Source organism: Anabaena sp. CA = ATCC 33047, from assembly GCF_963870205.1.
GTDB lineage: Bacteria > Cyanobacteriota > Cyanobacteriia > Cyanobacteriales > Nostocaceae > Trichormus.
This window is the reverse complement of the sequence record NZ_CAWMSA010000044.1, coordinates 195,962-222,536: the sequence shown is the minus strand read 5'-3', so window position 1 is coordinate 222,536 and position 26,575 is coordinate 195,962. Positions and strand designations below refer to the sequence as shown.

Sequence of the window (26,575 nt, the reverse complement as noted above, 5' to 3'; positions counted from 1 at the left end):
TCCCCAATCCCCAATCCCCAATCCCCAATCTCCAATCCCTAACGCCCTACCAAATACCGTAAACCAATGAGTAGCAAAAATATGCCATACAGCTTTTTCATGGTTGCACTGGTAATAAATGGTTGATTAGCAAACAATGCTCCAAACAGATTTCCAATCAATAAACCTAAAGCAATGATTGCCGCGTATTTAATATCAATTTTGCCCTCACGATAGTAAACTGCTGCGCCTAACAGTCCAATTGGTAAAATTTGAGCAGCGATGGAAGTACCAGTGGCAAATTTTTGATCTAACCCTAATAACAACACCATTGCTGGCACCATAATTGCACCGCCACCGATGCCAAACATCCCACCAGCAACACCAGCTACTAAACCAATCAGCAACAGTTGAATGAGTAAATTAGACATGGAAAACTGTAAATTGTGTGGTTAACTATAAACTGATTTTATGTGACAAGATTGCTTTGGGTAACAGTCCATGAACACCTTTATGTGGACTGTTGACAACTTGTGTGATGCGAAAATTCACCGCTAAACTACATAAAACATAGGCATCTTCTGGAGTCAAATTTACAAAATGCTCTAAAAAATCAATCATATTTTTGAGAGCTAATTCTAAGGCTGCATCTAAAGTGGCAGCAAATCCCATTGTGATAATATCAGTTGGTGTTTCTGCTATGGGTGTTGTTAGTTGCAAATCTTTGCGGAGTTTAATTTGAATGCGGCCATTCATGGAAGTTTCGATGGCGGTAACGTTAACTTCGCCGTCTCCCTGTGCTGAATGTCCATCACCAATGGAAAATAAGGCACCCGGAACGAAAACAGGTAGGAACAAACGAGAGCCTGCTTGTAGTTCGCGGTTATCAATATTACCACCGTAACAGCCTGGGGGAATGGAAGAGCGAGCATCTTCTGGAGTTGCGACACCAAGGATACCAAAAAAAGGTTTGAGTGGGATTTTAATCTTGCTGTTGTGGGGAAATTCGGCTGTGTTGTTCACTAAGTCTAAGGGAATAAACCGCAACGCTGGTTGAGTAAATTGATGCGGTAAGGCTCCCCAACCGGAACGAATGGCGTTGAAACCTACTGGTAATCTGGGTGCGATCGCTTCTAATTTTACTTCTAAAACGTCCCCTGGTTCGGCATCCCGTAAATAAATCGGCCCTGTGAGTAAATGGGGTCCTGCGGCTATTTTACGTTCTGGTGGTAGGTTTTGGCAAATATCCAGAAATTCTGGTGTGAGAAACTCTGGTGGTGCTTTGTCGTAAATGTAGTAACCTGTGTAAGTCTCTACGTCAATGGTGTCACCTGAATCAATCGTCAGTGCAGGTTCTAGCAGATGGGAAAAACCCCCTAGATGCACTGTTGATTTAGTGGCTTTTAATATATGATGTGTCATTCTCTGGGTTAATTAGGGGCGGGTTTACTGATATGCTCGTTAATAATTGATGATATCTGTAAACCTACCCCTAGTTGATGAAACCCGAATGTTAAATAACTTTGCTTGCTTGGCAATTGCATAGAAAGCATAACGTAATTAGCATAGTTTTCTTGACTAAGTAATCGGATAAAAGGAATTAAAATCTTAAGATAAATGATGACTCATATAAATGCTTAAATTTTAATTCCTTGTATTTTCAAATTAATTGATGATTATTATCTAGAATTTTTGGGAATGGCGGAGATGATTTGGCGTAACATCATCACTTGCCAATAAGGTACAGGTGTAATTAATACAGTACCAGTTCCTTCAAAAGTATTGACTAAAAATTCACCAGAAGTCATTGAACCTAATAGAGATTTGGTGGCTTTTTCCACGCGGTAATTTAAGCTAGGTGTGCGAGCGATCGCAAAGTTACCATCCACTACTAATCGCTCATTTCGCAAGTGTATCACCTCTACTGGCCCTTGCGCTACCATGACCACTTTACCTCTACCTTTAACTTTGGTTTGAAATAAACCTTCACCACCAATTAAGCCAGATATAAATTTGTTGCGCTCAATTCCTACTTCTATTGTCCCATCACTTGCCCAATAAGCACCACTATCTAAAATCCATTCATCTCCATCTAATTCTAAAATGTGATACCCAGACAAAGAAGGCTCTAAATATAATTCACCTGTACCTGTATAAGTCGGGCGGAAAATATTTTCTCCTGTGGCTAGAGATTTTAAAAATCCACCTGCTGACGGGGCTTGCGATTGCATTGTGATGTTGCCACGGATATAGTACATAGCACCTGATTCTGTGCGTACTGTTTCGTTTTGCAAAGTTATTTTAACTAACCGCAAACTCTCTTTTTCAATAATTTCAAAGTTTGCCATTGTGCTTTCCTGAATTTTACTAACGTTGCAGAATTTACATACATTTGTGGCATTTATTTTTCTAAATGGCAAGTTAAAAATAAAGTCAGCCTTGGATGAGTTTTCAGGCTGACTTTATTTTTAGATATCAAAAGAAATGTTAACTTGATTAACAAACAGTGGAGAAAGGTACACCTAACCAGCCAGCAAAATTTTCTTGTTGGATGGGTTCAGCATTCTTGATAGGCAAAACCTGATATTTGGTAGGGCGTGGTTGAGCTAGGGTGACAGTATAGGTACGCAATTCATCTTGATGGAAAACTGTCACCTCAATTTTATCATTGGGTTGATAATCTTTGAGGCGATCGCTCAACTGATGGGCTGTGACTTTAATGCCGCCAATCGCTAGCAACTCATCACCTGCGTCAATTCCTGCTATTTGTGCTGGGGAACCTGCTTCCACAAATTTAATAGTTTCCCTTCCATGTTCAGTATTTACCTTCACCCCAAAGTAAGGTTCTTCTTCCTTTTCTGTTACCACCTGCAACCCAAAAGGTTTGAGGTATTCATTAAATGGTAATTCGTCAGTGCCATCAATGTAGCGTTCACAGAAATCTGTCAAATCTACACCGGCGACAGATTCGATTACAGCCTGTAACTGTTCGGGAGTATAGCCAATTTCTGCTTGCCCAAATTCATACCACATTTGCCGCATCACATCGTCCAAGGAACGCTGATTGTGATGACGCGCCCTAATCAGCAAATCTAGCAATAAGGAAACCATTTCTCCCTTCAAGTAGTAGGAAATTTGGGAATTATTACTATTAGCATCTGGGCGATAGAGTTTAATCCAAGCGTCAAAACTAGATTCAGATAGCGATTGCACCTTACGCCCTGGTGTCGTCAGAAATCTAGTAATTTCTTTACTCCAGTAATTTAAGTATGACTTGGCATCATAAATTCCTGCGCGTAAAGGAATCAGCAAGTCATAGTAACTTGTTGTGCCTTCACAAAACCATAGAGACGTTGTGTAGCTCTCTTGGTCGTAATTAAACAGTTCTAGAGGTTTGGGACGAATGCGTTTGACGTTCCACAAGTGAAAGAACTCATGGGCTACTAATTGCAAGAAACGTTCATACTTATCTTGAGAGCGAAATCCAAACCGTTGATAAATCAAAGAGCAACAGTTTTTATGCTCTAATCCGCCATAGGCTTGAGCAAACAAGTGTACTAAAAAGATGTAGCGATCGTAGGGCAAACCGCCAAATATCTCGGCTTCGACTGCGATGATTTTTTCAATATCCCTAATTAGTGGCTGGACTTGAAAATTTCCCTGTCCCCAAATTGCTAATTCATGGGGTTTGCCTAACACCTGAAAGTGATGTAACTGGTGTTCACCGATTTCAAAAGGACTATCAACTAGGGTATCAAAATCAGCAGCGTAGAAAGTATGAGACTGCTCACCAATTGTAGGTAAGGCAGTAGTGACTAACCAATGAGGATGAGGTGGTACGACTGTGACCCGTATAGGTAGATTTTCGCAACCCAGTGGTTGCAAAAACAGAGCAGCCCCGTTAAAATAACCGTGGGTAGTGTCTAAATGATTTGTTCTTACTGATAGCTCATTGGCAAAGATGCGGTAACTGATTGTTACTTCTGAGACACCTTCTTTAGTGATCTGCCAGTGGTTTTTACTAATTTTCCGCCAAGGTAAAGGCTGCTCTCCGGCACAAGCACTAAAGTCTTGTAAGTTCTTGGCGTACTCTCGCACCAAGTATGATCCTGGTGTCCATACCGGCATTTTTAAGTCAAGAATTGATGACGTATGGTTTACAATTTGTAACCTGACATCAAATAGATGCGTTTCTGGTTGGGGCATTGCCACCTGATAATGAATCGTCGGCACGGTTTCCTGAACGCCAATATCGATACGAGGTGCTGTTGCTTCAGTCATCTGTAGTTTAGAGTGATAAATTCCGAGTCAAAAGTCAGTCCATAGATAATAGTTAATAGTTCACGGTCAATAGTCAATAGTTATTCACTATTGACTCAGCACTCAGAGATGCAATCAAACCAGATACTACAACAAAGATAACCTGAGAAAGAACACCCTTGGTGAAATTACCCAAGGCTGTTGATTCTAGATCAAACACTAGAGCATCTGACTTATATCAACAAAACACGACTTTTTCTAGGGCATTTATAAAATAAATATTAAATTATTCAGATATTATACTTATTAACTCATAAAATTAACCAAGAAGATTTAATTAATCAATCAACCATCAGGCTCAAGTGATCATCCGACCTTGCCTGCCAGATTCATCAAATGTTTAAAGTTGATGAGTTCAATAGTGCTGTTGGCATTGTCAATTTTGATCCAACCTTTTTCATGCAGTTTTTCCATAATTTTAGTTGTTTCTTCCAGGCTAATTTCTGTCACCTCTGCTAAATCCTTAAAAGGTATATTAAAAATTTCCTTACCTGTGTCTAATTCATAACCATAGCTTTCGCCTAAACTCACTAGGGTATGGGCGAGTTTGACAGCAGGTGGTGAAGACCTCAGTTGTAAGCGTTGGTTAATCTGTCGTAATCGCCGCACCATTAATTGCAGCATTCGGTGATGTAACTGGGGATCTTTAAACAGAATTTGAATAAACCTTTCTCTGGAAATACTCAGTAATTTTACTGTTGACAGAGAAACCACATCTGTAGACCGTGGAGACTCATCCAAAATCGCCATTTCGCCAAAGAAATCACCTCTACCCAAAATTGCCAAAGCCACAGCATGATCGCCACAGGTGCGTCGGACTTTCACCCAGCCAGTAACTATGAAGTAAACTGCGTTACCCCAAGCATCTTCCATGACTACAGCCCTGCCGGCTGGATATTCGTGTTCAGTTGCCACGTTGATCAGCCATTCTAAGGTTTGTGGGTTGGCTGTACTCAATAAGGGGAAAATATCACTAAAAACCTCTGTTTGCATGTAATATCTACTAAAAATAAATTTGGAAAGGGAAAATTAACGGCTATTTTGAAGTTTTCCAACTACAATCTGACAAGAAATGCCACAAAAAGTATGTAATAAATTTAACTGGAATATCTCTAGAAGATACTCTAGCTTTAAATTACAAGATAACAATTGTGTAGCAGATCGCAATCAGAGGTTCTACTGACAAAACTAGGATTGATCATCTCTTGGTAACTGCTTATTTGCTGTCAGTGTTTTGATTTGTTGATCGAGGTTTTCTACTAAGCGATTGAGCGCAGTTATGGCTTCTGATTGTTCTGATTTACGGCTAGGATTCAGCAACAGTCTTTGGTGCAATTCATGCAATTTATGGCTGAGTTGTTGAGCAATTCCAATCACATCTCGACGGAGATGGGCTAACTGTTGTTTTTGATAAAATTTTAAAGCGGCTCCTCGTAGCACTTGTAATGTCGCCTCTTCGCCGTTCACTCCTGGCATCACCCGGATACGTAATAACACAAGATTTTGTTGATATAAGCATTCTTTCTCTATCTGTCTTGGTTCTGTTAATCTAGTCACCGGAAAAGCCGCAAAACGCTTTAATTCGTTGAGTACCCCTTGAAAAACTGAGAGGGGCAGATTTTCTAATACAGTCTGCACAACTCCGTTGTCACTCCAAAGAATTCTTCCTTGGTAGGGTTGTCTTTCTAAATATAGACGACCAATTCCGCCACTTAATACTCGCCCTAGTAGTTCTTCTAATAATTTTTTCGGTGGTAAATGTACAAGTGTTTCTAGACTGCTAGATATATCTGTAGCGTCCACCTGTAACACAGTCACACTGTTGAAAATTACGCTTTCTTCTATTTGATGATTGTTAGTTGGAACAACGCCAGAATTTTGAGTGGAATTCGCGGCAGTTGGGGGAACACAACAATCTGTTGACTGCCCACAAGAGTGATCAGTATTTGGTGAGTGCCTCTGTTGTTCGGCTGTTGTCTGTGTATTCTGTTGTGCAACGCCTGGTAATGTTGGTTGTGCTGCTGGTTGGGGTTCTAGGGGAAATGTATTTTTATAGTTGAGGTAGGCTGAGAGAAGATTGCGGTGGGTGTCGGCGGCTATTGCTTGTGTCACCATGATGTAATTGAGATAGGACACAATGCGGCTGACATAATCTAAAGCCCCGCTATCTTCTGGGTGTACCATCCCTAACGATAGCTGATTGTTTTCTATCCTCAGAGGCAAGATTTGATGATACAGACAAGCTTCAAAGGATAAGAGACTATCAATCAGTTGAAATATTTGCTCAGGTTCAGGTTCCTGTTCGCCATAGTTGGGAGTTGTTTGGAGCAATTGCTGTCTACTTGCTCCGGTATCAGCTGGTTTGCCCTCTGAAGACCACATAAGTATGCTTGCTTAGTATTTTTGATATTTTATTTTGCTTTATATTAATTAGCACTCAGTCATGTATCACAACTCTTAATGCGTCTCTACAAACGGTTGATCATACGGGCTAAAAGCATCAGGAGTTGTGACCGTTTGCTGTTGTTTCATGCCTACCTGGGTGACGGCGATCGCCCGACTAACCGTCACTTTACTATAACCGGCGATCGCTCACCAATGATGGCCAGTTCACAACACTTGAGTTAGGTTACTTCAACGTTCATATCTACTAGATACAAGGATTTACTAGGGGATTCATGCTGAAATTTGGTGATTGGGTTTTTTATTAGTTGATTACATCTGCAAATTCCCCAAATTATTGCTAAAATTCTGTTAATCAAGCCTTTTTGCCTACCTAATTTACTCCGGTAAATTCAATTTTATTTTCACAAAATTTGATAATTCGTCATATTATGATGCTTCTATCTTGAGAATGAAGGAAAATTACTCTGAGATTTCCTAGGCTTGTATTCATGTCATGAACTTTAATTTCAAGATAGGAGTACCAAGATGGCAACAGTAATGAATAAAGCTGAGTCGAATACAGGCACTAAAAACGAACACTTCGATTTGATTAGTGTGATTTACCACTCTCTCGAAGGTGCCGCAGTCTATGAACAATATGTTCAAGATGCTAATGCCTGTGGAGATAAAGACTTAGCCAACTTTTTCCAAGAGGTAAAAGATACGAATTGCCGACTAGCAAATCGGGCAAAAGAACTATTAGGACAGCGTATTAGCAAGAGCTAATCTTTTGCGGTAGATCACCACAGGCAGGAGGAAGAAGTTGACATATCTTCTCTCCTCTGCCTTTTTTATGAGGTATTTTAACGTTTTTGATGGAGCATTACTAACTGATCTAATTCTTGCTGCATTTTACTTTTAACTAATTCATAGCATTCATTGACATACTGGCGATCGCTCGCTGCTTCTGTGCCATACTTTTCAAATACAATGGGTGGACACACCCGTGTTTGAATCGATACTGGGAAGGGAATGTTGGGTAATGGCCCGATAGCTAATCCCCAAGGCAAACCTACATAAATGGGAAATACTTCGGGATCAACATTAAATAACCAAGGCATCCCCCACTCATGCAAGCGTTGCATGAATTTGTATAAATCAGCTAATACAATTAGTGTATCATGCGCTCCATAAGAAATCGCCGGTACAATTGGCACATTTTCCCGTAATGCTAGCTTGATAAATCCTTGTCGTCCAGCAAAATAGATTTTGTGACGCAAAGAATGCGGTCGAAAAACGTCTTCTGCGCCACCGGGATAGACTAGGACACTAGCACCAGAACGTAAAGCGGCGATCGCCATTTTCGGATGTGCGATAATCGCACCAGTCTTAGCAACCGTATGCGCTACTTGGGGGGTAACTTCCCAGACTTTCGGGTGCATTAACCCATAAACAGGCCGTTCTACGCCAAATCGGCAAAACCAGTCATACATCATCATCAGCATATCCGGGGCTGCTAGTCCGCCATTGTGGGAACCGACGATTAAGACTTTTTCCTGTGGGATGTGATGCCAGCCACTGGTTTGCACGCGAAAATAATAATGGTATAACAGACCCAACAGGGGCATGATAGATTGGATAAACTTTGGATCTCGCTCATCCAAAGACCATCCGGGTTTAGTGTTTTGGTGATGTTGCTTTTGTAACATTCAGGCATCTTAGCAAAGTCAAACGGGAAAAAGCAAAATTGCTTACAGCAGCTACATTCCCATGATTATTGTAGCTTTGCTTATGGGAGACTCCAGAGATGAATTAATCACTTATTTTGAGGGTTGTCTGGCAGATAAGTAACACCTAAACTTTTTGGAGGTGTAGATTTACCTGCGAGTCCGAGTAAGGCGAATAAGGCGATCGCATAAGGTAACATCACTAGAAATTGATAAGGGATATTCACACCCAAGCCTTGAATGCGTAACTGTAAAGCTTCCGTCCCGCCAAACAGCAAACAAGCTAAACTAATACCGAGAGGATGCCATCTGCCAAAGATAACGGCGGCGATCGCAATAAATCCTTTACCTGCACTCATCCCTTCACTAAAGAATTGTACCTGCACTAAAGCTAGATAAGCTCCTCCCAAACTGGCAAGACAACCACTGAGAATTACAGCACAGTATCGCACCATTGCCACTGATACCCCAGAAGTCGCCGCCGCTTGGGGATATTCCCCCACCGCCCGCAAAGTTAGACCAAAGCTGGTATGATATAAAACATAAATACTTGCAAGCACCACCGCCAGCAAAAAATAGACTAGGATATCTTGCTGAAATAATAACGCGCCGAGGATGGGAATATCAGCTAACCCAGGCATGATTATCGGTTCTATTCCTGGTAGTCTTTGAGTGCTACTACCGTTAAATACTAACCGCGCTAAAAACGAGGTGAAGCCAGCCGCTACTAAATTAATCGCTAACCCGGAAACTAATTGGTCAACGTATAAAGTTATACTTAAAAAAGCATGGAGTAATCCGACTAAACCCCCAGTTAGCAAGGCGGCTGTTACTCCCAGCCAGGGATTACCTGTGTAAAATGTGACAGATGCGCCTGTGAAAGCTCCTGTTAACATCATGCCTTCTAAGGCGATATTTAGCACTCCTGAGCGTTCTGAGTACATCCCCCCAAGGGCTGCAAAGGTTAGGGGTATGGCTAAACGTAAACTGGCGATGAGGTAGTCAGAAATCATAAACTTCTTTTTAAACGCGGAGGTTCGCGGAGGAAACGCGGAGGTTCGCGGAGGGTACTTTGCGTTAAGCCTCTGTGTTACTTTGTGTTTTGATTCTGATTTTTGTTTCGATGGCGAGGCTGATGGCGATAAATAGGACGGTTAATCCTTGGATGGCGTACACTACGGTTAGGGGTACTCCTGCGCTGCGTTGCATGACGTTGGCACCACTGCGAAGGGTGGCGAAAAATAGGGATGTTAAGATGACTCCGCTAATACTACCACGACTTAAGAAGGCGATCGCAATGGCATCGAAGCCATAACCGGGTGAGATTTGTTCAAATAAGCGATACTTTAAGCCCATGACTTCTGATGCGCCGGCTAATCCGGCTAAACCACCTGCTACAGCCATGACTAGGATGATGGTGCTTTCTACGGAAATTCGGGCGTAACGGGCGGCTATGGGGTTGAATCCGACGGCGGCGATTTGGTATCCTAGGGGCGATCGCTCTAATATCACCCACAATATGCCGGCGGCTATTAAACTCAGCACGATTCCAGCATGGGCTAAACTTTGGGGTAAGATGATTGGTAGTTGTGCTGATTTCGCTATGATTGGTGAGTAAGGACTGGGTGCGGCTGGTGCTTTTAAGGGATGCTGTACTAGGTAGCTCACTAAGTTGACGGCGATGTAATTGAGTAGCAAGGTGGTGATCACTTCGTTAATTCCCTTGACTGCTTTGAGATAACCAGGTATTCCACCCCACACTGCACCAAACAAAAATCCAGCGCAGAGTGCTAAGGGTATATGAATCAATGCAGGTAGTTGGGGAGTGTATAAACCGATTAATGTGCTTCCTAATGCACCAAGATAAATTTGTCCTTCGCCACCGATGTTAAATTGACCTGCTTTTAGTGCTACTAATACGCCTAAGCTGGTAAATAGCAGTGGTGTCATTTTGGTGAGGGTGTTCCCTAAGCCGAAGTAGGTAGTCAGGGATTCTTGAAATAAGGCTGTGTAAGCGGTGATGGGGTTTGCACCTGCTAGGGAAATGAGAATTGCACCGACTATCAGGGCGCAGGTAATGGCAATTAGGGGCGATAATATTGGTAGCAGGAATTTAGCACGCTTGGTTTTGCTCATGATGCGATGGTTGCTACCCCTCTACTTCCAAAAATCAGTGTCGAGCAATATCTGGAATGGGAACTTTTACAAGAATGGCTTTATGAATATTTGAACGCAGATGGACGCAGATAAACGCAGATAGTTTTATCTGTTATGTTCCCTGACGGCAGCGAAGATGCTCTGGTATGTGATGGCGATCGCCTAATGTTTCTAATAGGGGGCCATTTACGTCAAATTTTACCATACTTACTGACGCTACTAGAATATTTACTCGGTAGCGATAGCGTCCTAAATCAATTCCTAGTAAACTGCAAAGCATAATCCGAATCGTGGCTTTATGGGAAACTACTAAGACGTTACCTTGGGGATGTTTTTCTTGAATTTCCGCAATTACTGGCATAGAACGGTTAGCAATCTCTACCGCCGTTTCTCCACCTATGGGTGCGTTCCAAGCGGGTTCTGTCATCCATTTTAGATAGTTTTCTGGGTAGTTCTCTTGAGCAAAGGATTTACTCTTGGTTTCCCATTCGCCATAACTACCTTCTCTGATTCCGTCACGCAATTGCATATCCATTCCAATAGCTTCACAAAGCGGTTTGGCTGTTGTTACTGTGCGCTTCATCGGGCTAACATAGACGGCTTCCCACTTCAATTTTTGATATGTATTGGCAAAACTTTCAGCCATCTGTATTCCTTCTGGTGTTAATTCTGCATCAGTTGCACCGCAGAAATTACCACTTTGACTAAAGGTAGTTTCTCCATGTCGCAGTAAATATAAATTGAGTGTCATGGTTTGTATGGCAATTGAGATTTAGGAGTTTGTGCAAGAATAAACTACCATCAATCTGGCAATCCATTATGTGATACTAGGACAAACTCATCAACTAAAAAAGTCAATCAACCACAAAATTGGGAAATCAAAGTTTCAGCTTATATTAGATGTTTTCTCTTGTCATCCCCCCAGCCATTAATAAACCAATTTCTTCTACTGTGGCTGTGTCTGCATCTAGTATCGTCACAAACTCACCTCTGTAGATTACCGCAATGCGATCGCTCATGGCGATGACTTCTTCTAACTCAGTCGAAATATACAATATTCCGGCACCGCGATCGCGTTCTGTTAACAACCGTGAATGTACTGCACCTGTCGCGCCTACATCTAACCCCCTTGTCGGTTGCATGGCGACGATTAAATCGGGTTCTCCTGTCAATTCTCTCGCCAAAACTACTTTTTGCTGATTTCCCCCGGAAAGTTGACTTACTTGTATATCTTCCCCTGTCGCTCTAATATCAAATATTTGCATGGCGTTTGTGGTATGATGTTTAATAGCGGCCGATTGCAATAAAAAACGACGACAAAACGGTAAGTTTTTAAAAGCTTTTAAAATTAGGTTTTGGGCAATATTAAACTGCAACACTAAACCCATTTTTTGTCTATCTTCGGGTATATATCCTACTCCCTTCCTCGCTGGTAATTCAATTTTCCCCGTCTTTATCTTTCTTAAACCTGTTATCGCATCGGCTAATTCTTTTTGTCCATTTCCATCTACACCCGCAATCCCTAAAATTTCCCCGGCGTGTAGTTGAAACGACACATCACGCACCGCCAAAATACCCCTATCGTCTGCAACTTGCAAACCCTGAACAGATAATATTACCTCTCCCGGTGATGGTGCAGATTTATCAATTTTTAAAGCAATTTCACGCCCTACCATTAATTCTGCTAACTGCTGCGGTGTTGCGTCTTGAGTGTTCGTATTGGCGATGACTTTACCCCGTCGCAATACTGTTACTGTATCGCAGAGATTTATCACTTCTTCTAACTTATGACTGATAAAAATAATTGTGTTACCAACAGCAGCTAATTGGCGTAAAATATTAATTAATGATTCTACTTCCGGTGGTGTGAGAACTGCCGTTGGTTCATCGAGAATTAATAGTTTAGCTTGGCGATACAGCACCTTGAGAATTTCTACTCGTTGTTGGATACCGACGGGTAAATCTTCTACTTTCGCTTCTGGGTTAATTTCTAAGCCATAGGTTTGGGATAATGCAGCTATTTCCTGTTGTTTTTGGCGGAGATTTAACCGCCAATTGTTTGCTGTACCTAAGATAATATTTTCAGTGACAGTTAACTGCGGTATCAGCATAAAATGTTGATGAATCATGCCAATACCCAGTTTAATCGCTTCATGAGGTGAGTTGATTTTAACTGCTGTATCTTGCAGATAAATTTTTCCAGCATCAGGTTGATATATTCCACTAATAATATTCATTAAAGTGGTTTTTCCTGCGCCATTTTCACCTAAAATTGCATGAATTTTCCCAGTGTCAACATTCAGGCTAATATTATCGTTAGCCACAAATGAACCAAAGCGTTTGGTAATGTTTTCTAAACGTAAATCCATTTAAGCTGTTGCTTTTTTCACACAACGAGTATTTTTACCTGCGTCTTGACAATTTTCAAAAGTAATTTTTTTATCTATAATTTCTTGCTTGACTTGTAAAGCATTTTGTTGTATTTTTTCATTAGCTGCAACACCAAATTTACCTAAAGTCAATATATCTGGTCTTTCTAAGCCAATTTTATAGATTTGTCCGGTGATTTGTTGGTTTTTAACTAATTCTGCTAAATAAGAAATTGCTATATCTAAACGTTTAACCGCACTGGTTAACACGGCTTGTGGTGCGACATCTAGCTGGTCTTTAGTATTACCAAAAGCGTAAATATTTTTATCGCTGGCTGTTTGTAAGACTGCGGCTGATGCACTATCTAACCATTGATAAATTACGTCTACATCGGCAGAAATTAAAGCAAGTGTGGCTTCTTTAGCTTTAGCAACATCATTCCAATCACCTGTGAAGGTTGAGACAATTTGAATGTTAGGTTTAACAGATTTCGCGCCTAATTCAAATCCTCGTAATTCGTCTTGAGTTGCGGGGAATTCTTGCCCAGCAATATAAGCTAATTTATTAGATTTAGTGACAGATGCGCCAATGATGCCACATAAATAACTACCTTGCAGATGGTCTATTCTTAAAGAGGCGATATTTTCACCTTGAAGATTGCCATTTACACCGACAAAAAAAGTTTTAGGAAACTGTGGTGCGACTTGTTCAATAGCTGCGTCAAATTGTCCACCGTGGGCGAATACTAAATTATAACCTTTGCGGGCAAAGTCTGTTAAAACTTCTGTTTGGTCGGCTTGGGCAACTTGTTCGACATAGGCGACTTCTGCATTTAGCTGTTGTTTAGCTAAGTTTACCCCTTCATAACCAGATTGATTCCATGCTTGATCTGTAATCACTCCAGGGAGTGCGATCGCTATTTTAAACCCTGCGTCGCCACTTGTCGCTGTTGGTGTTTGCGTTTGGTTACTACTACAAGCTTTTAATAGCAAGCTGGTAGCAAAGGTAGCTGAACCATATACGAGAAATTGACGACGGCTAAAATTGCAAGTCATATACTAACCTAAAAATTTATAGTCATTTTAGTTATGAGAATACTTTAAGGTCGTAAGTGTAATTTGTGAAGATGTGCGCTGATTTTCTGACTGTTGAGTGAGGACAAATTAACTTCAGGTAGTCACACTGAAACAGTATAGGTAAACACAGAATTTCGGGAAAATCAATGCACAAGCGTAAAGAACTCTTACGGGTGATTTTGGCTGTATCTCTAATCATAGTTGGAATTACACATTTTGCCGTTCCCCAACCATACGTTAAAATTGTACCGCCACAACTTCCCTACCCGTTGGGTTTGGTTTATCTGAGTGGCTTTTATGAAATTTTAGGCGGTATTGGCTTGTTAGTTCCGCCTGTGAGTCAAGCCGCAGCTTGGGGTGTAATTTTGTTATTTCTTGCGGTTTTCCCGGCGAATATTAATCAGGCTGTGAATCATATTAAGATAGAAAGTATACCCTATTCGGATTCTGTTTGGTTTCAAGTGATTAGACTGCCTCTGCAAGCGGTTTTGATTGCTTGGGCTTGGTGGTATACGCAACCGTCTGATAGGGAAATTCAGGCTTCTTTGATTCCTCGTGAGTGGAAATGGTATCCTGATGTTGATGAGTAAGGGTATGATTTTTTCACGCAGAGGCGCAGAGGCGCAGAGGCGAGCCAGTGCGTTGGGCGGCTCCGCCGACTTGGAGCAACTGGCGTGCAAAGAGAGGGTTTAAGAGAGAGGAGTTGGTTTTTTATGAGTATGTCGTCAGTGGTGCAGCAATTACGGGCGGAATGGATAACATCAGCAAATTTTCAACGTTATGGACAGGTGATTTTTGCTAGTGCAGATGGTAAGGTTTTTGATGGGGAAGATGCACAGTTAAATTTGCAAAATGGTACGCCACGTTTTTATATTATGCGGTTAAATAAGCGGGGTACAAGGTTTCATAAAATTACTCGTCATCTGCAATGTACACAATGTTTGGGTTCTTTAGAAGGGAAGGATTGGTTAATTGCGGTGTGTCCCCCTTATAATGATTTAGATACACCAGTGTTAGCAGAAATGGCGGCTTTTCGTATCCCTGGAAATTGTTTTATTAAGTTAAATGAAGGTACTTGGCACGCTGGGCCGTATTTTAATCATGATGTGGTAGATTTCTATAATCTAGAATTAGCTGACACGAATGTAGTTGATCATTTCACTCATGATTTTCTCAAGAGTCACCAATTAGAATTTGAGATGATTTAATCCTCTTACTCTCTGCGCCTCTGCGTCTCTGCGTGAAAAAAAATCATATTTCTAATTTAAAATTTGGTTTTGATATACCTCTGGCGTATTAATATCAAGCAACACAGCCGGATGAGCAAATTCAACCTTATGAATGACGCTGTAAAATTCTTGGATAATGTGACGTAAACCAAGAGTTTCCTCACTGATGTTTGCTAAGTGCGATCGCATCCCATTATCGAATAACAATGGATGTCCCATTTTACCTTGATAAGTCGGTGCTGTAATCACAGCATCATTATCTTGATGTGCTTGTACAAGTCGCTGATAAATCTCTAATTTCCTAGGTTGATCGACTGCGGAAATTGCTAAAATTTGACAGTCTGGCGGAATATAATCTAACCCTGTAAGAATCGAAGTGATTTTCCCAGCTTGACTATGAGGATTAATCACAGCTACACTACCAACAAGACAATCATTTTGTCTATCAGCATTATGTAAACCTAGCACAACGACAGGCGTAAAACCTACACTTAACCATTGTTCTAGTTGATAAGTCAATAAAGTTTTACCCTCACCCCAAGGTAGGGAAGTTTTACAAGTACCCATGCGAGTTGACTTACCCGCAGCGAGAATGATAGCAAAGTTTGACAATCTCTAATTAATACTGAAACGCTATACCCAAACAATTTTATCATTATTAGTTCGTAGTAAGGACTTTAGTCCTGACTTTGAGCCTTCCAGACTTAGAATACGACACAAAAATATTTCTTTGCACGCCAGTTGCTACAAGTCGGCGGAGCCGCCCAACGCACTGGCTCGCCTTTGCGCCTACCCTTCGGGTTCCGCTTTAGCGGTATGCGCGAAACAAATTCTTATATTTAATCAGCAACGCCTGAGTTTGTGTGTAAAAGAGAGGACTAAAGTCCTCACTACAAACTAATCCATCTGCTCAGATAATGATACCCCAGTGCCACCACGACGAACTTTAATTAATTCCGCGCAGATACTCACCGCAATTTCTTCTGGAGTTAAAGCACCAATATCTAAGCCAATAGGTGCATATATTTTAGCTAATTTACTCTGATTATCTAAACTTTTGTAAACTGTACGGACTCGCTTACGACTGCCAACCATGCCAATATATTTGGCATTCATCTGGCTGAGTATGGGTAAGGCTGCGATATCTTGTAAATAACCTCTCGTGACCAAGGTAATATATAAATTAGGAATATGCTGGATAATTTCCTGTATTTCCTGGATGGGTTGAGCTAGCACCAAAGCAGCATCAGGAAATCTGTCAGGTGTGGCGAAATCTGGGCGGTCATCCTGTACAATAATATTAAACCCGGCTATTTTAGCAATCTTCGCTAAAGGTACGGCTATATGTCCACAACCAATAATTAATAGTGTGGGCGGTGGAAGTAAAGGTTCAATGAAACTATGATTTGCTAACTGCGGTAAATCGGGAATGTCGGCTGTGGTTAAATAGGGTTGACTATCTATATATAATGGTGTGATTATCGCTGCCGATTTGCCAGATGTGAAATTTGCGATAATTTGGTTGACTAAGTTTAAGCTGCTATCACCTGACCATAACTCTAACCATATCTGCATTGTACCACCACACACGCCTTGAATTTGGCGATGGGGTGCGCCGGATAAATCGATTTCGACAAATTGTTTGACACCAGTGGCTAAGACTTGCAAAGCTGTTTGATAAACTTTCGCTTCTCCAGCACCGCCGCCAATTGTACCATAAGTTTTTCCATCGGCGGTGATCAACATTTTCGCGCCGACTTCTCTAGGTACTGAACCGATGGTACTGATGACAGTGGCTAACACTACAGCACCTTGTTTTAAGGATATGGCGAGTTGTTGGTAGAAGTCAAGCATGAACACCTGAATTGTGAATTGCTTCCCAGACTCTTGGGGGTGTCATGGGTAATTGGCGGAGTCTGCAACCTGTAGCATGAGCGATCGCATTCGCTATAGCTGGGGCTGTACAATTAATCGTAATCTCTCCCACACCTTTGGCACCAAAAGGGCCATGAGGGTCAGGTTTTTCGATTAATATTACCTCTATAGGTGGGACATCTGCGGCTGTGGGTAGGCGATACTGTCGTAATGTCGGGTTGATAATACATCCTTGCTGATTAAATATTAGTTCTTCCGTTAAAGCATAACCAATTCCCATGACTATACCCCCAGTTGCTTGTCCTTGACAAATACGGGGATTAATTGCTTTACCAATATCAATAGCTTGCACACATTTTAAAACTTCTACTTTTCCGGTTTCAATATCAACTTCTACTTCTACACCTTGCACAGCAAAAGTTAAACTTGACTCATTCGCTGCATAGGAAATTTCAACAGTATGCTCATGAGTTTTTAACAGTTCTTCTGCTGCTAATTTTACAGCTTGTCCCGAAATATAAATTGTCGCGGAAGCATAAGAACCAGCATCAAAAGGTGTTGCTTGAGTATCGCCAGAGATGATATGAATATCAGTCACGTTGACACCCAAAACTTCTGCTGCTATTTGACGCAAAGTTGTATCTGAACCAGTTCCCACATCTACAGCACCAGTTCTTAACTCGTATTTCCCATCAGCTAACCGGGATAATTTCACCTTAGCTAAATGAATTTTCGATAAACCGCTTCCTTGCATCGAAACTGCAAAACCGACACCGCGACGACGAGAACCTGATATTTTTGGAGATGTACCAGGAAGATAACCCAGCGCATGAGTGACTTGTTCCCAGCATTCATTCACCGCATAGCTACCAATTAAATTAAAATGGTCATCAGACTTACCTAAACTAATCACATCCCCTGGACAAATCAGATTTTTTCGCCGCATTTCTACAACATCTATATTTAATTGTTGAGCGATTTCATCAATTTGACTTTCCATTGCAAAAGTTCCTTGGGTTGCACCATAACCACGAAATGCACCCCCAGGCATGGTATTAGTATAAACAGCAAATCCTCGAAATCTTTGATGGGGACATCGATATAAACCTAGTGGGATATAACCGGATAAAAATAACACGGTTTGCCCATGATTACCATACGCACCAGTGTTAGCAATGACTTCTAAATCTTGAGCGATAATTGTACCGTCTGCTTGCACACCGGTTTTAACTTTAATTGTCATTGCATGACGACTATTCGTAGCAGTAAATTCTTCTTTTCTGCTAAACTCCCACTGTACTGGTTTACCTGTACGTAAAGTAGCTAAAACACAAAGGTCTTCTGATAGTATCTCTTGTTTGTTGCCAAAACCTCCACCAATTTGTGCTTTATAAACGCGAATTTTTTCTAAAGGTAAATCAAACAGTTGGGAGAGTAGACGCTGACAGTGAAAAGGTACTTGGGTACTAGAACGGACAACTAATGTTCCGTCAGCTTCTAACCAACTAATAGTTATGTGTGGTTCAAGATGAACGTGTTGAACTGCTGGTAAATTATAAGTATTTTCTATAATCAAATCAGCTTGACTAAATCCCTGTTCTACATCACCAGATTCTAGGAAAATTTGTCCAGCAATGTTGTGATTTCGATCATGAATTTGTGTTGATTCTGGTTCATCATGAATGACTACACCACCATTCATAGCTTCAGTCGGTGAAATTACATGAGGGAGAATTTCATAATCAACAGTAATTAATTCACAAGCTTGTGCAGCAATACTGGGTGATTCAGCGACAACAGCCGCCACGCGATCGCCTACAAATCGCACCTTATAATCTAACAAGTAATGATCTAACGGATCAGGTACTGGTTCAGCGTGTCCGGCTGTAGTGTATGCTTTTCTAGGGACATCTTCATGGGTGAAAATTGCCACCACACCCGGTAAAGCTTGAGCTTTGCTGGTGTCAATGTGACGAATACGGGCGTGGGGATGAGGCGATCGCACCACTTGCAAATGTAATAACCCTGGTGGTACAATATCACCTGAATAGGATGCCCTCCCCGTGACTATAGCTTCCCCATCTTGTTTAGCAACACTTTGTCCGAGGGGACTGGGTATTGGGGACTGGGTATTGGGGACTGGGGAATTAGCAGATAATGAAATACTCTCAATAATAGCTTGATAGCCAGTACAGCGACAGAGATTACCTTTCAAAGCCAAAGGTAACTCATCTAGAGACAATGACGGTAACTTAGCCGCACTCATAATCATGCCAGGAGTACAGAAACCGCATTGAAAACCCTGAGCTTGCAAAAAAGCTTGCTGCATAGGGGTTAGTATACCATTTTTTGCCAACCCTGCAATAGTCGTGACCGCCTGATGATGAACACGCATAGCCGGATAAATGCAACTATGAATAGGAGTATCATTTACCCAAACCGTACAGGCACCACAATCACCCGCATCACAAACCCGGTGTACACCAAAATAACCCAATTGACGCAACAAACTTAAAAGACTACTACCAGGGTGACAACTAACAGAATGTAGTTGACAATTAACCGTAAACTCTAAATTTTCTAACATCTGAAATTTTCAACTTGAAATAATTATATATCTCAACCATTTACTCTTTGCGTCTGTGCGCGAAACAAATTCACAGTTTTATGAATTAAAACCGCAGTCATTTCTCGACGATAATTAGCACTAGCCATAGCATCATCAATAAAAAATTCATCAGCCAAAAAATGACTAACTTGTGATTGCATAGTTGTCAAATCTGCAAACTCAAATAATCGAGGTGCAGGAACACTAGCAGCAATAACACAACGTACTTGTTGATGATTCATCACCGTCACCACAATAGCCAAAGCCGAGTCTGTAGACGCAAGACTAAAACGTTGATAATTAACTGCCCATTGTAAATGAGACAGAGGAATTAAAACCCGCCTGAGAATTTCCCCTGACTTTAAAACAGTACGACGAGAACCCAATTGAAAATCCTTAGCTGCTACTGGAAATGACTCACCTTGAAGATTCCAAACTTCATAAATAGCATCCAAAGCCACCATTAAAGGTGCTAAAGTTCCCACAGATAAAGCCAGACAAATATTACCACCGACAGTAGCCATATTAATAACTTTCAAAGAAGCAGCCAAAGCCGACACAGCAGCTTTAAAACCTGTAACAGCCCGCCATTCTTGTAACCAAGGATAGTCCAATAACTTAACTAAAGGACAACTAGCCCCAATCACCAAATAACCTTGTGTTACCTCAATCTCAGACCAGCCAAAATTCTGAGTATCTACCAACACCTTCACCTGTGGCTGTGCTTCCGAAAATAACCAAGTACCACCACCCAACCAAGCCCAATCATCACCCCAATGAGTAATACATTTAATATTATCAGGAAGTAAATAACTGTCAAGATTTAGTAAATCCATTGATCACATCTTAACAACCTGTAATTATATTAAATTTAACATTTATTTGCTCACCTCACTCAAAACTTAAAATAACCCTCCGCGCCCCTCTGCGTTTACCTCCGCGCTCCTCCGCGTTAAAAAAATCAACTAAATCATATATTTTTGCCTAAAACCTGCAAACCAGCGTGAAATAACCAATAAAATACCCATTTAGTAATATCAACACCCATATAGCCATGAGAGTTAAAATATTTTCCGATAGCAATCTGCTAATCTAGGTGTGCATTTATCAACTACTTAACCTAGATAGCAATTATGAACAATCTTTTTACAGTTGGTGGTATAGTGATGTGGCCTCTGCTGGGATTTTCATTATTAGCAGTGGCACTAATTATTGAAAGGATGATATTTTGGGTAAGACTGACCAGGAAGCAAAACCGAGTTGTAAAAGAAGTTTTAAACTTTTATCGCTTAGATAATATAGTCAGTGCTGTAGGTAAATTGCAGCAAAATACAGACTTACCCCTAGCTCGGATTTTTCTGGCTGCTTTAGAATTAGATGAACCCACACCAGAGGAATTTCGGCTAGCGTTAGAAAGTGAAGCACAAGCCGAGATACCTGTACTCAAACGTTTTCAAAATATTTTTGACACCATTATTGGTTTATCGCCGCTTTTGGGACTTTTGGGGACTGTTTTAGGATTAATCTCTGCCTTTGCTTCTCTGAATATTGGGGATGTGGGAGGCACGAAAACCGTAGGTGTCACCTCTGGAATTAGTGAAGCTTTGGTGTCTACCGCATCAGGCTTAGTGGTGGCGATATTTACGCTGTTCTTTGCCAATACCTTCCGGGGACTATATCAGCGTCAAATTGCCAGGATTCAAGAGTATGGTGGACAGTTAGAATTACTCTACCGTCGTCGTTATGAACGAGACAGAAAAGATAAATTTTAGGCGGTTGGGCATTTCTAGGGCTGGAAGTTAAGAGAATATTTGCTCTATAGTTTCTATTTCTATTATTATCTTAAGATAATAAATTGTTTTTTAGAGGATATTCTATGACTATCTGGGTAAATGAGCAAATTGATCCATCTGGGATGATTCATGCTTGTATTGCCTGTTGTAATGAATCTCAAGCTCAAGATTGCCATCAGTCTTTTCAGCAGAACTTGACTGAGGAACAAAAGGCAGCAGGTTGGATAGCGCGGTTACGGACTGTTGATTCTTGGGATGAAGTCCCAGTTAATAGTTTAAAACTGAATTAGTTTGGTAATCTCAAATATGGGTGGATGGGCAGGTGGGGATAGGTTGTGGATATGCGGAAGGTTGTCTTTTGATGCTGGGAATATCAGATTAGGTTAATAAAAGATAAAAATCCGATTAAATCTTTACAATTTATGAACAACAAATTGAAAAAGGGCTGATATTTCCGAAAAATTTGCTATTTTTTTGATAGTAATAAGAGTTATTATCGATTATAAAGATAACTTAAAAAGTTGCAGCAACCGAATAAATGTGGTGAACTATCCCAAAGTTGACGCTACGGAACAAACCCGTCCCATTAATTTGGTTGGAAAAATGGGACAAGAAGTACAAATTTCTATTCATGCGCCCAGTCAATATATCTGTGCCAACCGCGAACGGATATTACCAGATTGGAGACAGCAAGCTTTATTGTGGGTGGTGATTGTTTTGCAGCGATCGCGCTATCCTCTTGTGAAAAGTACCCCAGAAATCGAGCAAGAGAAACAACACTTGCGGGAAAAGTTTATGCGCTTTGGTTGCGACTTAGCATTTAGTTTACGCGATCGCGGCTATTTAGCAGACTTGATAGATCCCCGCACTGGCTACCCTTTGTTTTCTCGTCCGGGGGAAATGCCGCACAACGACACAGCCGTTGTCAAAGCTTTACTCAACTATCCAGTTTTAAAAAATAAATGCTGTGTGTTAGTGCATCCAACCTGGGGTGCAGCAGTTTATCCCAGTATTTTCATCTCCACCGCACCACCGATAATTTTAGAATTAGCAATCAAAAGTATGGCACTGATGCACGGGTGGCAAGAAGTTGAGCAGGAGGTATTAGTTAACACTCAATAGTTATTTGCATTAATCAATTATATCATGTATTTGTCGAGCTAGAAAAGCATAAATTTGGCTCTGGACACTGTTGTGTTTTGCTCAATAGATAATTTGAGATGCTTTAGCACGTAAATCTGTATACTGATTCTTATGCAATTTTTCAGTATCAAACCAGAACAATGGCTAAGAATGCTCAAAGCAATTCACAAATTATCTCAGATATCCCCCAATCTCACAGTCTTACAGCCAAGCCGAGTTCTGAGTTTTACTCTGTTTTTTCTCCAGCAGAAGTTTTAGAAATAGTTCACGCCTTAGAAGTCAGACGAGAAATCCCGTTAAAGTATTCTTACAAAGGCAGAGGCGCAAAAATTTGGCATGATTTTTATTTAAAATACATTATTCCTACATGGTATCGCACATCCAATGTAGAAATTGATTTGTTAAAGCAAAATTTTGCCTATCTAAATGGTAATTATCAAAGTTGCGAAAAACTCAATATTATAGATGTAGGTGCTGGTAATTCCTATCCGGTGAAAGCCTTTATTTCCAGATTGAAAAAATTAAATATAATTAAGAAATATGTGGCTTTAGATGTGAGTGAGGAATTATTAAAAGTAGCTAGCAGCAATTTTAAAAAATGGTTTCCTGCAATTGATTTTGCTAGCCAAGCTATTGATATAGAAAATAATTCTATTCCTCCAGACTTGTGGAAAAATCCAACTGATAACGAAAATGACAAGATAGCCAATATATTTTTACACTTGGGAGTAACTATTGGCAATCATTACCATAGAACCAAAGTTTTTGATAATTTCAAAAATAGCATGAGTAAGAATGATTTGTTAGTATTCACTAACGAAATTGGTGCTAACTCAGCATGGGATGGTAGAGTCAGAGGTGGCTGTGATTATCATGCCGGACAAATATATGAATGGCTGAAGAAGAATATGGGGTTTAGGTATGAAGATTGTCAACTGCTAAGAAAGTATGATTCAGTAACAGATAGTGTAGTTGCAAATATCAAATTACTGCAAGATTATACGATTAATTTTAATTATCAAGGCATAGAGAAAAATGTCACAATTTCCGCAGGTGAAGAGATGACGATTTGGCGACATCATAAACATGAAATTCCTGAACTTATCCAGGAATTAGAGCAAGCTGGATTAGAAATTGTTCATTATACAACTAATAAATATCAATCACATATTATGGTGATTTGTCGGAGGATTTATTAAAAACCTAACCCCCTTCCCTACGAGGGAAGGGGGAAATAGTAATAAAGTCCTTATTTGCTGATGACTTACGCATCCCAGTAATGTGCTAACGTGAAAGTTGTTAACTACTTTTAGGTTTACGCAAATTTTGATAATTAATCGGGCTGAGAATTTGGTTGAGACTGCGGAGTTGTTCCGCCGTACCCATACAGATAAGCGTATCTCCTGCTGCTAATACAGTATCACCAGTAGGGCCGCCGATGAGAGTACCATCAAGGCGACGAATGGCTAAAACTAACGCGCCAGTTTGCGATCGCAATTTAGCTCTTTGTAAACTTTGCCCGACAAACGGACACAGAGACGCATCTAGTAAAAATTCTTCCATGTATAACTGACGGTCTGCACCAGTGAGAATTCCATCTACAAAGTCTAAAACTTGCGGTCTGAGGGCGGCGGCTGCCATCCGCTTACCTCCAGTAATATAAGGTGAAATTACGGCATCTGCTCCGCCACGCTGTAGCTTTTGTAACGCTTCTTCTGTACTGGCCCGTGCGATCGCGCGAATGCGTGGGTTTAAAGTTTTCGCTGATAACACAGTATATAAATTTTCGGCATCCGAAGGCAAAGCGGCAACTAGACACATTGCCCGTTCAATCCCGACTTTCAGTAATGTATCATCCAGGGTAGCATCGCCTTGAAAAGCCATATAACCCTCAGCTTGCGCCCTTTCCACAGATTCCGCCTCAGAATCAACCACCACAAACTGCACAGCTTCCGCCCGAAATTCCTTAGCAATTTGGCGACCTGTGCGACTAAATCCACAGATGATATAGTGTTGTGCTAGTGATTCCATTAACCGCCTCTGTTGCTGTAGCCGAATGCCTTGTTGAAAGTAGCCTTGAATAATTGCTTCCGTAAATCTATTGACAATGTAACCGATATTCACCACACCCAACAAAATTAGAGCGATGGTAAACAACCGCCCTCGGCTACCTAAAGGGTTGGTCTCACCATATCCCACAGTTGCTAAAGTAATTACAGTCATGTAAGCCGCATCTTCCCATGACCAACCCTCGACAAAGCGATACCACAGAGTACCAAGTAATAATACACCGACTAGAGCGATCGCCCCGGCCATTAACTCTTTTTGAATGCGTTGATATTTTTGCTCAAGAGTTGAATACAAAGTTATTTTTCACCACTGCCACGAGTTTGAGAATATATAATGTTAGACCCAAGAGAGAATATCAGATCCAGTAAATCCAAAGTTATTTTGTAGAATTTCTAGGAAACTAGAGAGTAAGTATACACTTAAACATTTTTTTAGGAGGATAGCTAGTGAGTCTACAATCCCTTCTTGAGCAAGCCACAAATCCCCCAGACTCAGGTACTATGTCATCTAGCCCCTTTAGCCCCGAAAAATTTGATGCAGCTGTCATGTCTACCTACGCCCGGTTTCCCATCGCCCTAGAAAGGGGTGCAGGATGCCGAGTTTGGGACACCGACGGGAAGGAATACCTAGACTTTGTAGCTGGAATTGCCACCTGCACTCTAGGACACGCGCACCCAGCCATGATAGAAGCGGTAACACGCCAAATTCAAAAGCTACACCATGTTTCTAATTTGTACTACATCCCCGAACAAGGGGAATTAGCTAATTGGATTATTCAACATTCTTGCGCTGACCGGGTATTTTTCTGCAACTCTGGCGCGGAAGCCAACGAAGCAGCAATCAAACTAGCCCGGAAATATGCCCATACAGTGCTAGAAATTGACAAGCCGATTATCTTAACCGCTAACGCCAGTTTCCACGGGCGGACTTTAGCAACCGTTACCGCCACCGGACAACCAAAGTATCAAAAATACTTTGACCCCCTAGTACCAGGATTTCACTATGTACCTTACAATGATATTGGTGCCATTGAAACAGCCGTGAGCGAGTTAGATGAAGGAGATTATCGGGTTGCGGCTATCCTGATAGAACCATTACAGGGAGAAGGTGGAGTCCGTCCCGGAGATGTGGCATATTTCCAAAAACTGCGGCAAATTTGCGACGAAATCGGCATTTTGTTGATTTGTGATGAAGTGCAGGTTGGTATGGGGCGCAGTGGTAAACTCTGGGGTTATGAACATCTCGGCATTGAGCCGGATATTTTCACCTCCGCCAAAGGTTTGGGTGGTGGTATACCTATCGGGGCAATGATGAGTAAGAAGTTCTGTGATGTTTTCCAACCAGGGGAACACGCTAGTACATTTGGGGGTAATCCTTTTGTGTGTGGCGTGGCGTTGAGTGTTTGCCAAACTTTGGAGAAAGAGAATATTTTGCAGAATGTGCAAGATAGAGGTGAACAGTTACGGGCTGGATTAAGAGCGATCGCTGCTAAGTATCCCCATCATATAACCGATGTGCGCGGTTGGGGTTTAATTAACGGTATGGAATTACAAGCAGACATCCAGCTAACTGCTGCTGATATTGTCAAAGCTGCCATGAATGAAGGCTTATTACTTGTACCAGCCGGGCCAAAAGTTGTCCGGTTTGTACCGCCGTTAATTGTTACAGAGGCAGAGGTAAATACGGCGTTGCAAGCTGTAGATAAAGCCTTAGCAGCTGTTACAGCGTAAGTTCTCAGATATAGCGGTTTTCAATGAGAGTGAGCAAAAATAATTGAACGCAGAGAGAAGTCTGAGCGGCGGCTTCCGCCGTAGACGCGCAAGCGGCTTGTCGTAGACATCAG

Annotated in this window: 26 protein-coding genes; 9 read left to right on the top strand and 17 right to left on the bottom strand. The window is 41.2% G+C overall.

All coding sequences use genetic code 11. The features are described from left to right. Positions 1–38 precede the first annotated feature (38 nt). The 6 genes from AACS98_RS12895 to AACS98_RS12870 all read right to left on the bottom strand — a co-directional run bounded on the left by AACS98_RS12895 (position 39) and on the right by AACS98_RS12870 (position 6,681). A complete protein-coding gene (locus AACS98_RS12895; RefSeq protein WP_015138028.1) occupies positions 39–410 on the bottom strand; it encodes a sulfite exporter TauE/SafE family protein in 372 nt (123 codons plus the stop codon). A 25-nt stretch (positions 411–435) separates the two neighbouring features. After that, positions 436–1,401 (bottom strand): acetamidase/formamidase family protein, encoded by a 966-nt coding sequence (locus AACS98_RS12890; RefSeq protein WP_066380370.1) that lies wholly within the window; start codon positions 1,399–1,401, stop codon positions 436–438. 257 nt (positions 1,402–1,658) lie between these two features. Continuing rightward, positions 1,659–2,327 carry an AIM24 family protein gene (locus tag AACS98_RS12885; protein WP_066380369.1) on the bottom strand — a complete coding sequence of 223 codons (669 nt, stop codon included), beginning with the start codon at positions 2,325–2,327 and terminating at the stop codon, positions 1,659–1,661. 148 nt (positions 2,328–2,475) lie between these two features. Next, on the bottom strand, positions 2,476–4,260 hold the full coding sequence (locus AACS98_RS12880; RefSeq protein ID WP_066380367.1) for a M61 family metallopeptidase: 1,785 nt from the start codon (positions 4,258–4,260) through the stop codon (positions 2,476–2,478). A 345-nt stretch (positions 4,261–4,605) separates the two neighbouring features. Then, positions 4,606–5,292, bottom strand: coding sequence for a Crp/Fnr family transcriptional regulator (locus AACS98_RS12875; protein ID WP_066380365.1), 687 nt, complete (start codon positions 5,290–5,292; stop codon positions 4,606–4,608). A 195-nt stretch (positions 5,293–5,487) separates the two neighbouring features. Then, positions 5,488–6,681: a GspE/PulE/PilB domain-containing protein gene (locus tag AACS98_RS12870; RefSeq protein WP_066380363.1), complete on the bottom strand. Its 1,194-nt coding sequence runs from the start codon at positions 6,679–6,681 to the stop codon at positions 5,488–5,490. A 78-nt stretch (positions 6,682–6,759) separates the two neighbouring features. On the opposite strand from AACS98_RS12870, the gene AACS98_RS12865 reads away from it, so the two are divergent. Further along, entirely contained in the window at positions 6,760–6,927 is a 168-nt protein-coding gene (locus AACS98_RS12865) for a hypothetical protein (RefSeq protein ID WP_156481637.1), read from the top strand. 303 nt (positions 6,928–7,230) lie between these two features. Beyond that, a complete protein-coding gene (locus tag AACS98_RS12860; RefSeq protein WP_066380361.1) occupies positions 7,231–7,470 on the top strand; it encodes a hypothetical protein in 240 nt (79 codons plus the stop codon). A 77-nt stretch (positions 7,471–7,547) separates the two neighbouring features. Here the strand turns inward: AACS98_RS12860 and AACS98_RS12855 are convergent, their stop codons facing one another. The 6 genes from AACS98_RS12855 to AACS98_RS12830 form a co-directional block, all read right to left on the bottom strand. After that, positions 7,548–8,393 (bottom strand): lysophospholipid acyltransferase family protein, encoded by an 846-nt coding sequence (locus AACS98_RS12855; protein ID WP_066380359.1) that lies wholly within the window; start codon positions 8,391–8,393, stop codon positions 7,548–7,550. 107 nt (positions 8,394–8,500) lie between these two features. Beyond that, positions 8,501–9,424 (bottom strand): ABC transporter permease, encoded by a 924-nt coding sequence (locus AACS98_RS12850; protein WP_066380357.1) that lies wholly within the window; start codon positions 9,422–9,424, stop codon positions 8,501–8,503. Between the two features lie 64 nt (positions 9,425–9,488). Then, positions 9,489–10,547: an ABC transporter permease gene (locus AACS98_RS12845; protein WP_066380356.1), complete on the bottom strand. Its 1,059-nt coding sequence runs from the start codon at positions 10,545–10,547 to the stop codon at positions 9,489–9,491. Between the two features lie 133 nt (positions 10,548–10,680). Continuing rightward, the gene (locus tag AACS98_RS12840; protein WP_066380354.1) at positions 10,681–11,319 is read right to left on the bottom strand and encodes a histidine phosphatase family protein; all 639 of its coding nucleotides are present in this window, start codon (positions 11,317–11,319) and stop codon (positions 10,681–10,683) included. A 145-nt stretch (positions 11,320–11,464) separates the two neighbouring features. Beyond that, positions 11,465–12,937: an ABC transporter ATP-binding protein gene (locus AACS98_RS12835; RefSeq protein ID WP_066380353.1), complete on the bottom strand. Its 1,473-nt coding sequence runs from the start codon at positions 12,935–12,937 to the stop codon at positions 11,465–11,467. Next, positions 12,938–13,993 carry a BMP family protein gene (locus AACS98_RS12830; RefSeq protein WP_066380352.1) on the bottom strand — a complete coding sequence of 352 codons (1,056 nt, stop codon included), beginning with the start codon at positions 13,991–13,993 and terminating at the stop codon, positions 12,938–12,940. Between the two features lie 167 nt (positions 13,994–14,160). Between AACS98_RS12830 and AACS98_RS12825 the strand changes: the two genes are divergently transcribed. Next, entirely contained in the window at positions 14,161–14,604 is a 444-nt protein-coding gene (locus AACS98_RS12825) for a DoxX family protein (protein ID WP_066380351.1), read from the top strand. Between the two features lie 123 nt (positions 14,605–14,727). Continuing rightward, on the top strand, positions 14,728–15,222 hold the full coding sequence (locus AACS98_RS12820; protein WP_066380349.1) for an ureidoglycolate lyase: 495 nt from the start codon (positions 14,728–14,730) through the stop codon (positions 15,220–15,222). Positions 15,223–15,273: 51 nt separating this feature from the next. On the opposite strand, the gene AACS98_RS12815 is transcribed toward AACS98_RS12820, so the two are convergent. The 4 genes from AACS98_RS12815 to AACS98_RS12800 all read right to left on the bottom strand — a co-directional run bounded on the left by AACS98_RS12815 (position 15,274) and on the right by AACS98_RS12800 (position 20,562). After that, positions 15,274–15,855: a nucleotidyltransferase family protein gene (locus AACS98_RS12815; RefSeq protein ID WP_232317149.1), complete on the bottom strand. Its 582-nt coding sequence runs from the start codon at positions 15,853–15,855 to the stop codon at positions 15,274–15,276. Between the two features lie 285 nt (positions 15,856–16,140). After that, on the bottom strand, positions 16,141–17,097 hold the full coding sequence (locus AACS98_RS12810) for an XdhC family protein (protein WP_066380345.1): 957 nt from the start codon (positions 17,095–17,097) through the stop codon (positions 16,141–16,143). After that, positions 17,090–19,705, bottom strand: a complete 2,616-nt coding sequence (locus tag AACS98_RS12805; RefSeq protein ID WP_066380343.1) for a molybdopterin-dependent oxidoreductase — start codon at positions 19,703–19,705, stop codon at positions 17,090–17,092. Before AACS98_RS12805 ends, AACS98_RS12810 begins: the two co-directional genes overlap by 8 nt. 32 nt (positions 19,706–19,737) lie before the next feature. Then, positions 19,738–20,562 (bottom strand): FAD binding domain-containing protein, encoded by an 825-nt coding sequence (locus AACS98_RS12800; protein WP_066380341.1) that lies wholly within the window; start codon positions 20,560–20,562, stop codon positions 19,738–19,740. A gap of 297 nt (positions 20,563–20,859) precedes the next feature. On the opposite strand from AACS98_RS12800, the gene AACS98_RS12795 reads away from it, so the two are divergent. From AACS98_RS12795 to AACS98_RS12780, 4 genes are all read left to right on the top strand, one after another. Further along, positions 20,860–21,498: a MotA/TolQ/ExbB proton channel family protein gene (locus AACS98_RS12795; protein WP_066380336.1), complete on the top strand. Its 639-nt coding sequence runs from the start codon at positions 20,860–20,862 to the stop codon at positions 21,496–21,498. Between the two features lie 104 nt (positions 21,499–21,602). After that, a complete protein-coding gene (locus AACS98_RS12790) occupies positions 21,603–21,809 on the top strand; it encodes a glycogen debranching protein (RefSeq protein ID WP_066380335.1) in 207 nt (68 codons plus the stop codon). Between the two features lie 250 nt (positions 21,810–22,059). Next, positions 22,060–22,641, top strand: a complete 582-nt coding sequence (locus tag AACS98_RS12785) for a methylmalonic aciduria and homocystinuria type D protein (protein ID WP_066380334.1) — start codon at positions 22,060–22,062, stop codon at positions 22,639–22,641. 161 nt (positions 22,642–22,802) lie between these two features. Next, positions 22,803–23,861, top strand: coding sequence for an L-histidine N(alpha)-methyltransferase (locus AACS98_RS12780; RefSeq protein WP_066380333.1), 1,059 nt, complete (start codon positions 22,803–22,805; stop codon positions 23,859–23,861). A gap of 100 nt (positions 23,862–23,961) precedes the next feature. Here AACS98_RS12780 and AACS98_RS12775 read toward each other — a convergent pair whose 3' ends face one another. Continuing rightward, entirely contained in the window at positions 23,962–24,978 is a 1,017-nt protein-coding gene (locus AACS98_RS12775) for a potassium channel family protein (protein WP_066380332.1), read from the bottom strand. 200 nt (positions 24,979–25,178) lie between these two features. Between AACS98_RS12775 and AACS98_RS12770 the strand changes: the two genes are divergently transcribed. After that, positions 25,179–26,462: an aspartate aminotransferase family protein gene (locus AACS98_RS12770; RefSeq protein WP_066380328.1), complete on the top strand. Its 1,284-nt coding sequence runs from the start codon at positions 25,179–25,181 to the stop codon at positions 26,460–26,462. The last annotated feature ends 113 nt before the right edge of the window (positions 26,463–26,575 follow it).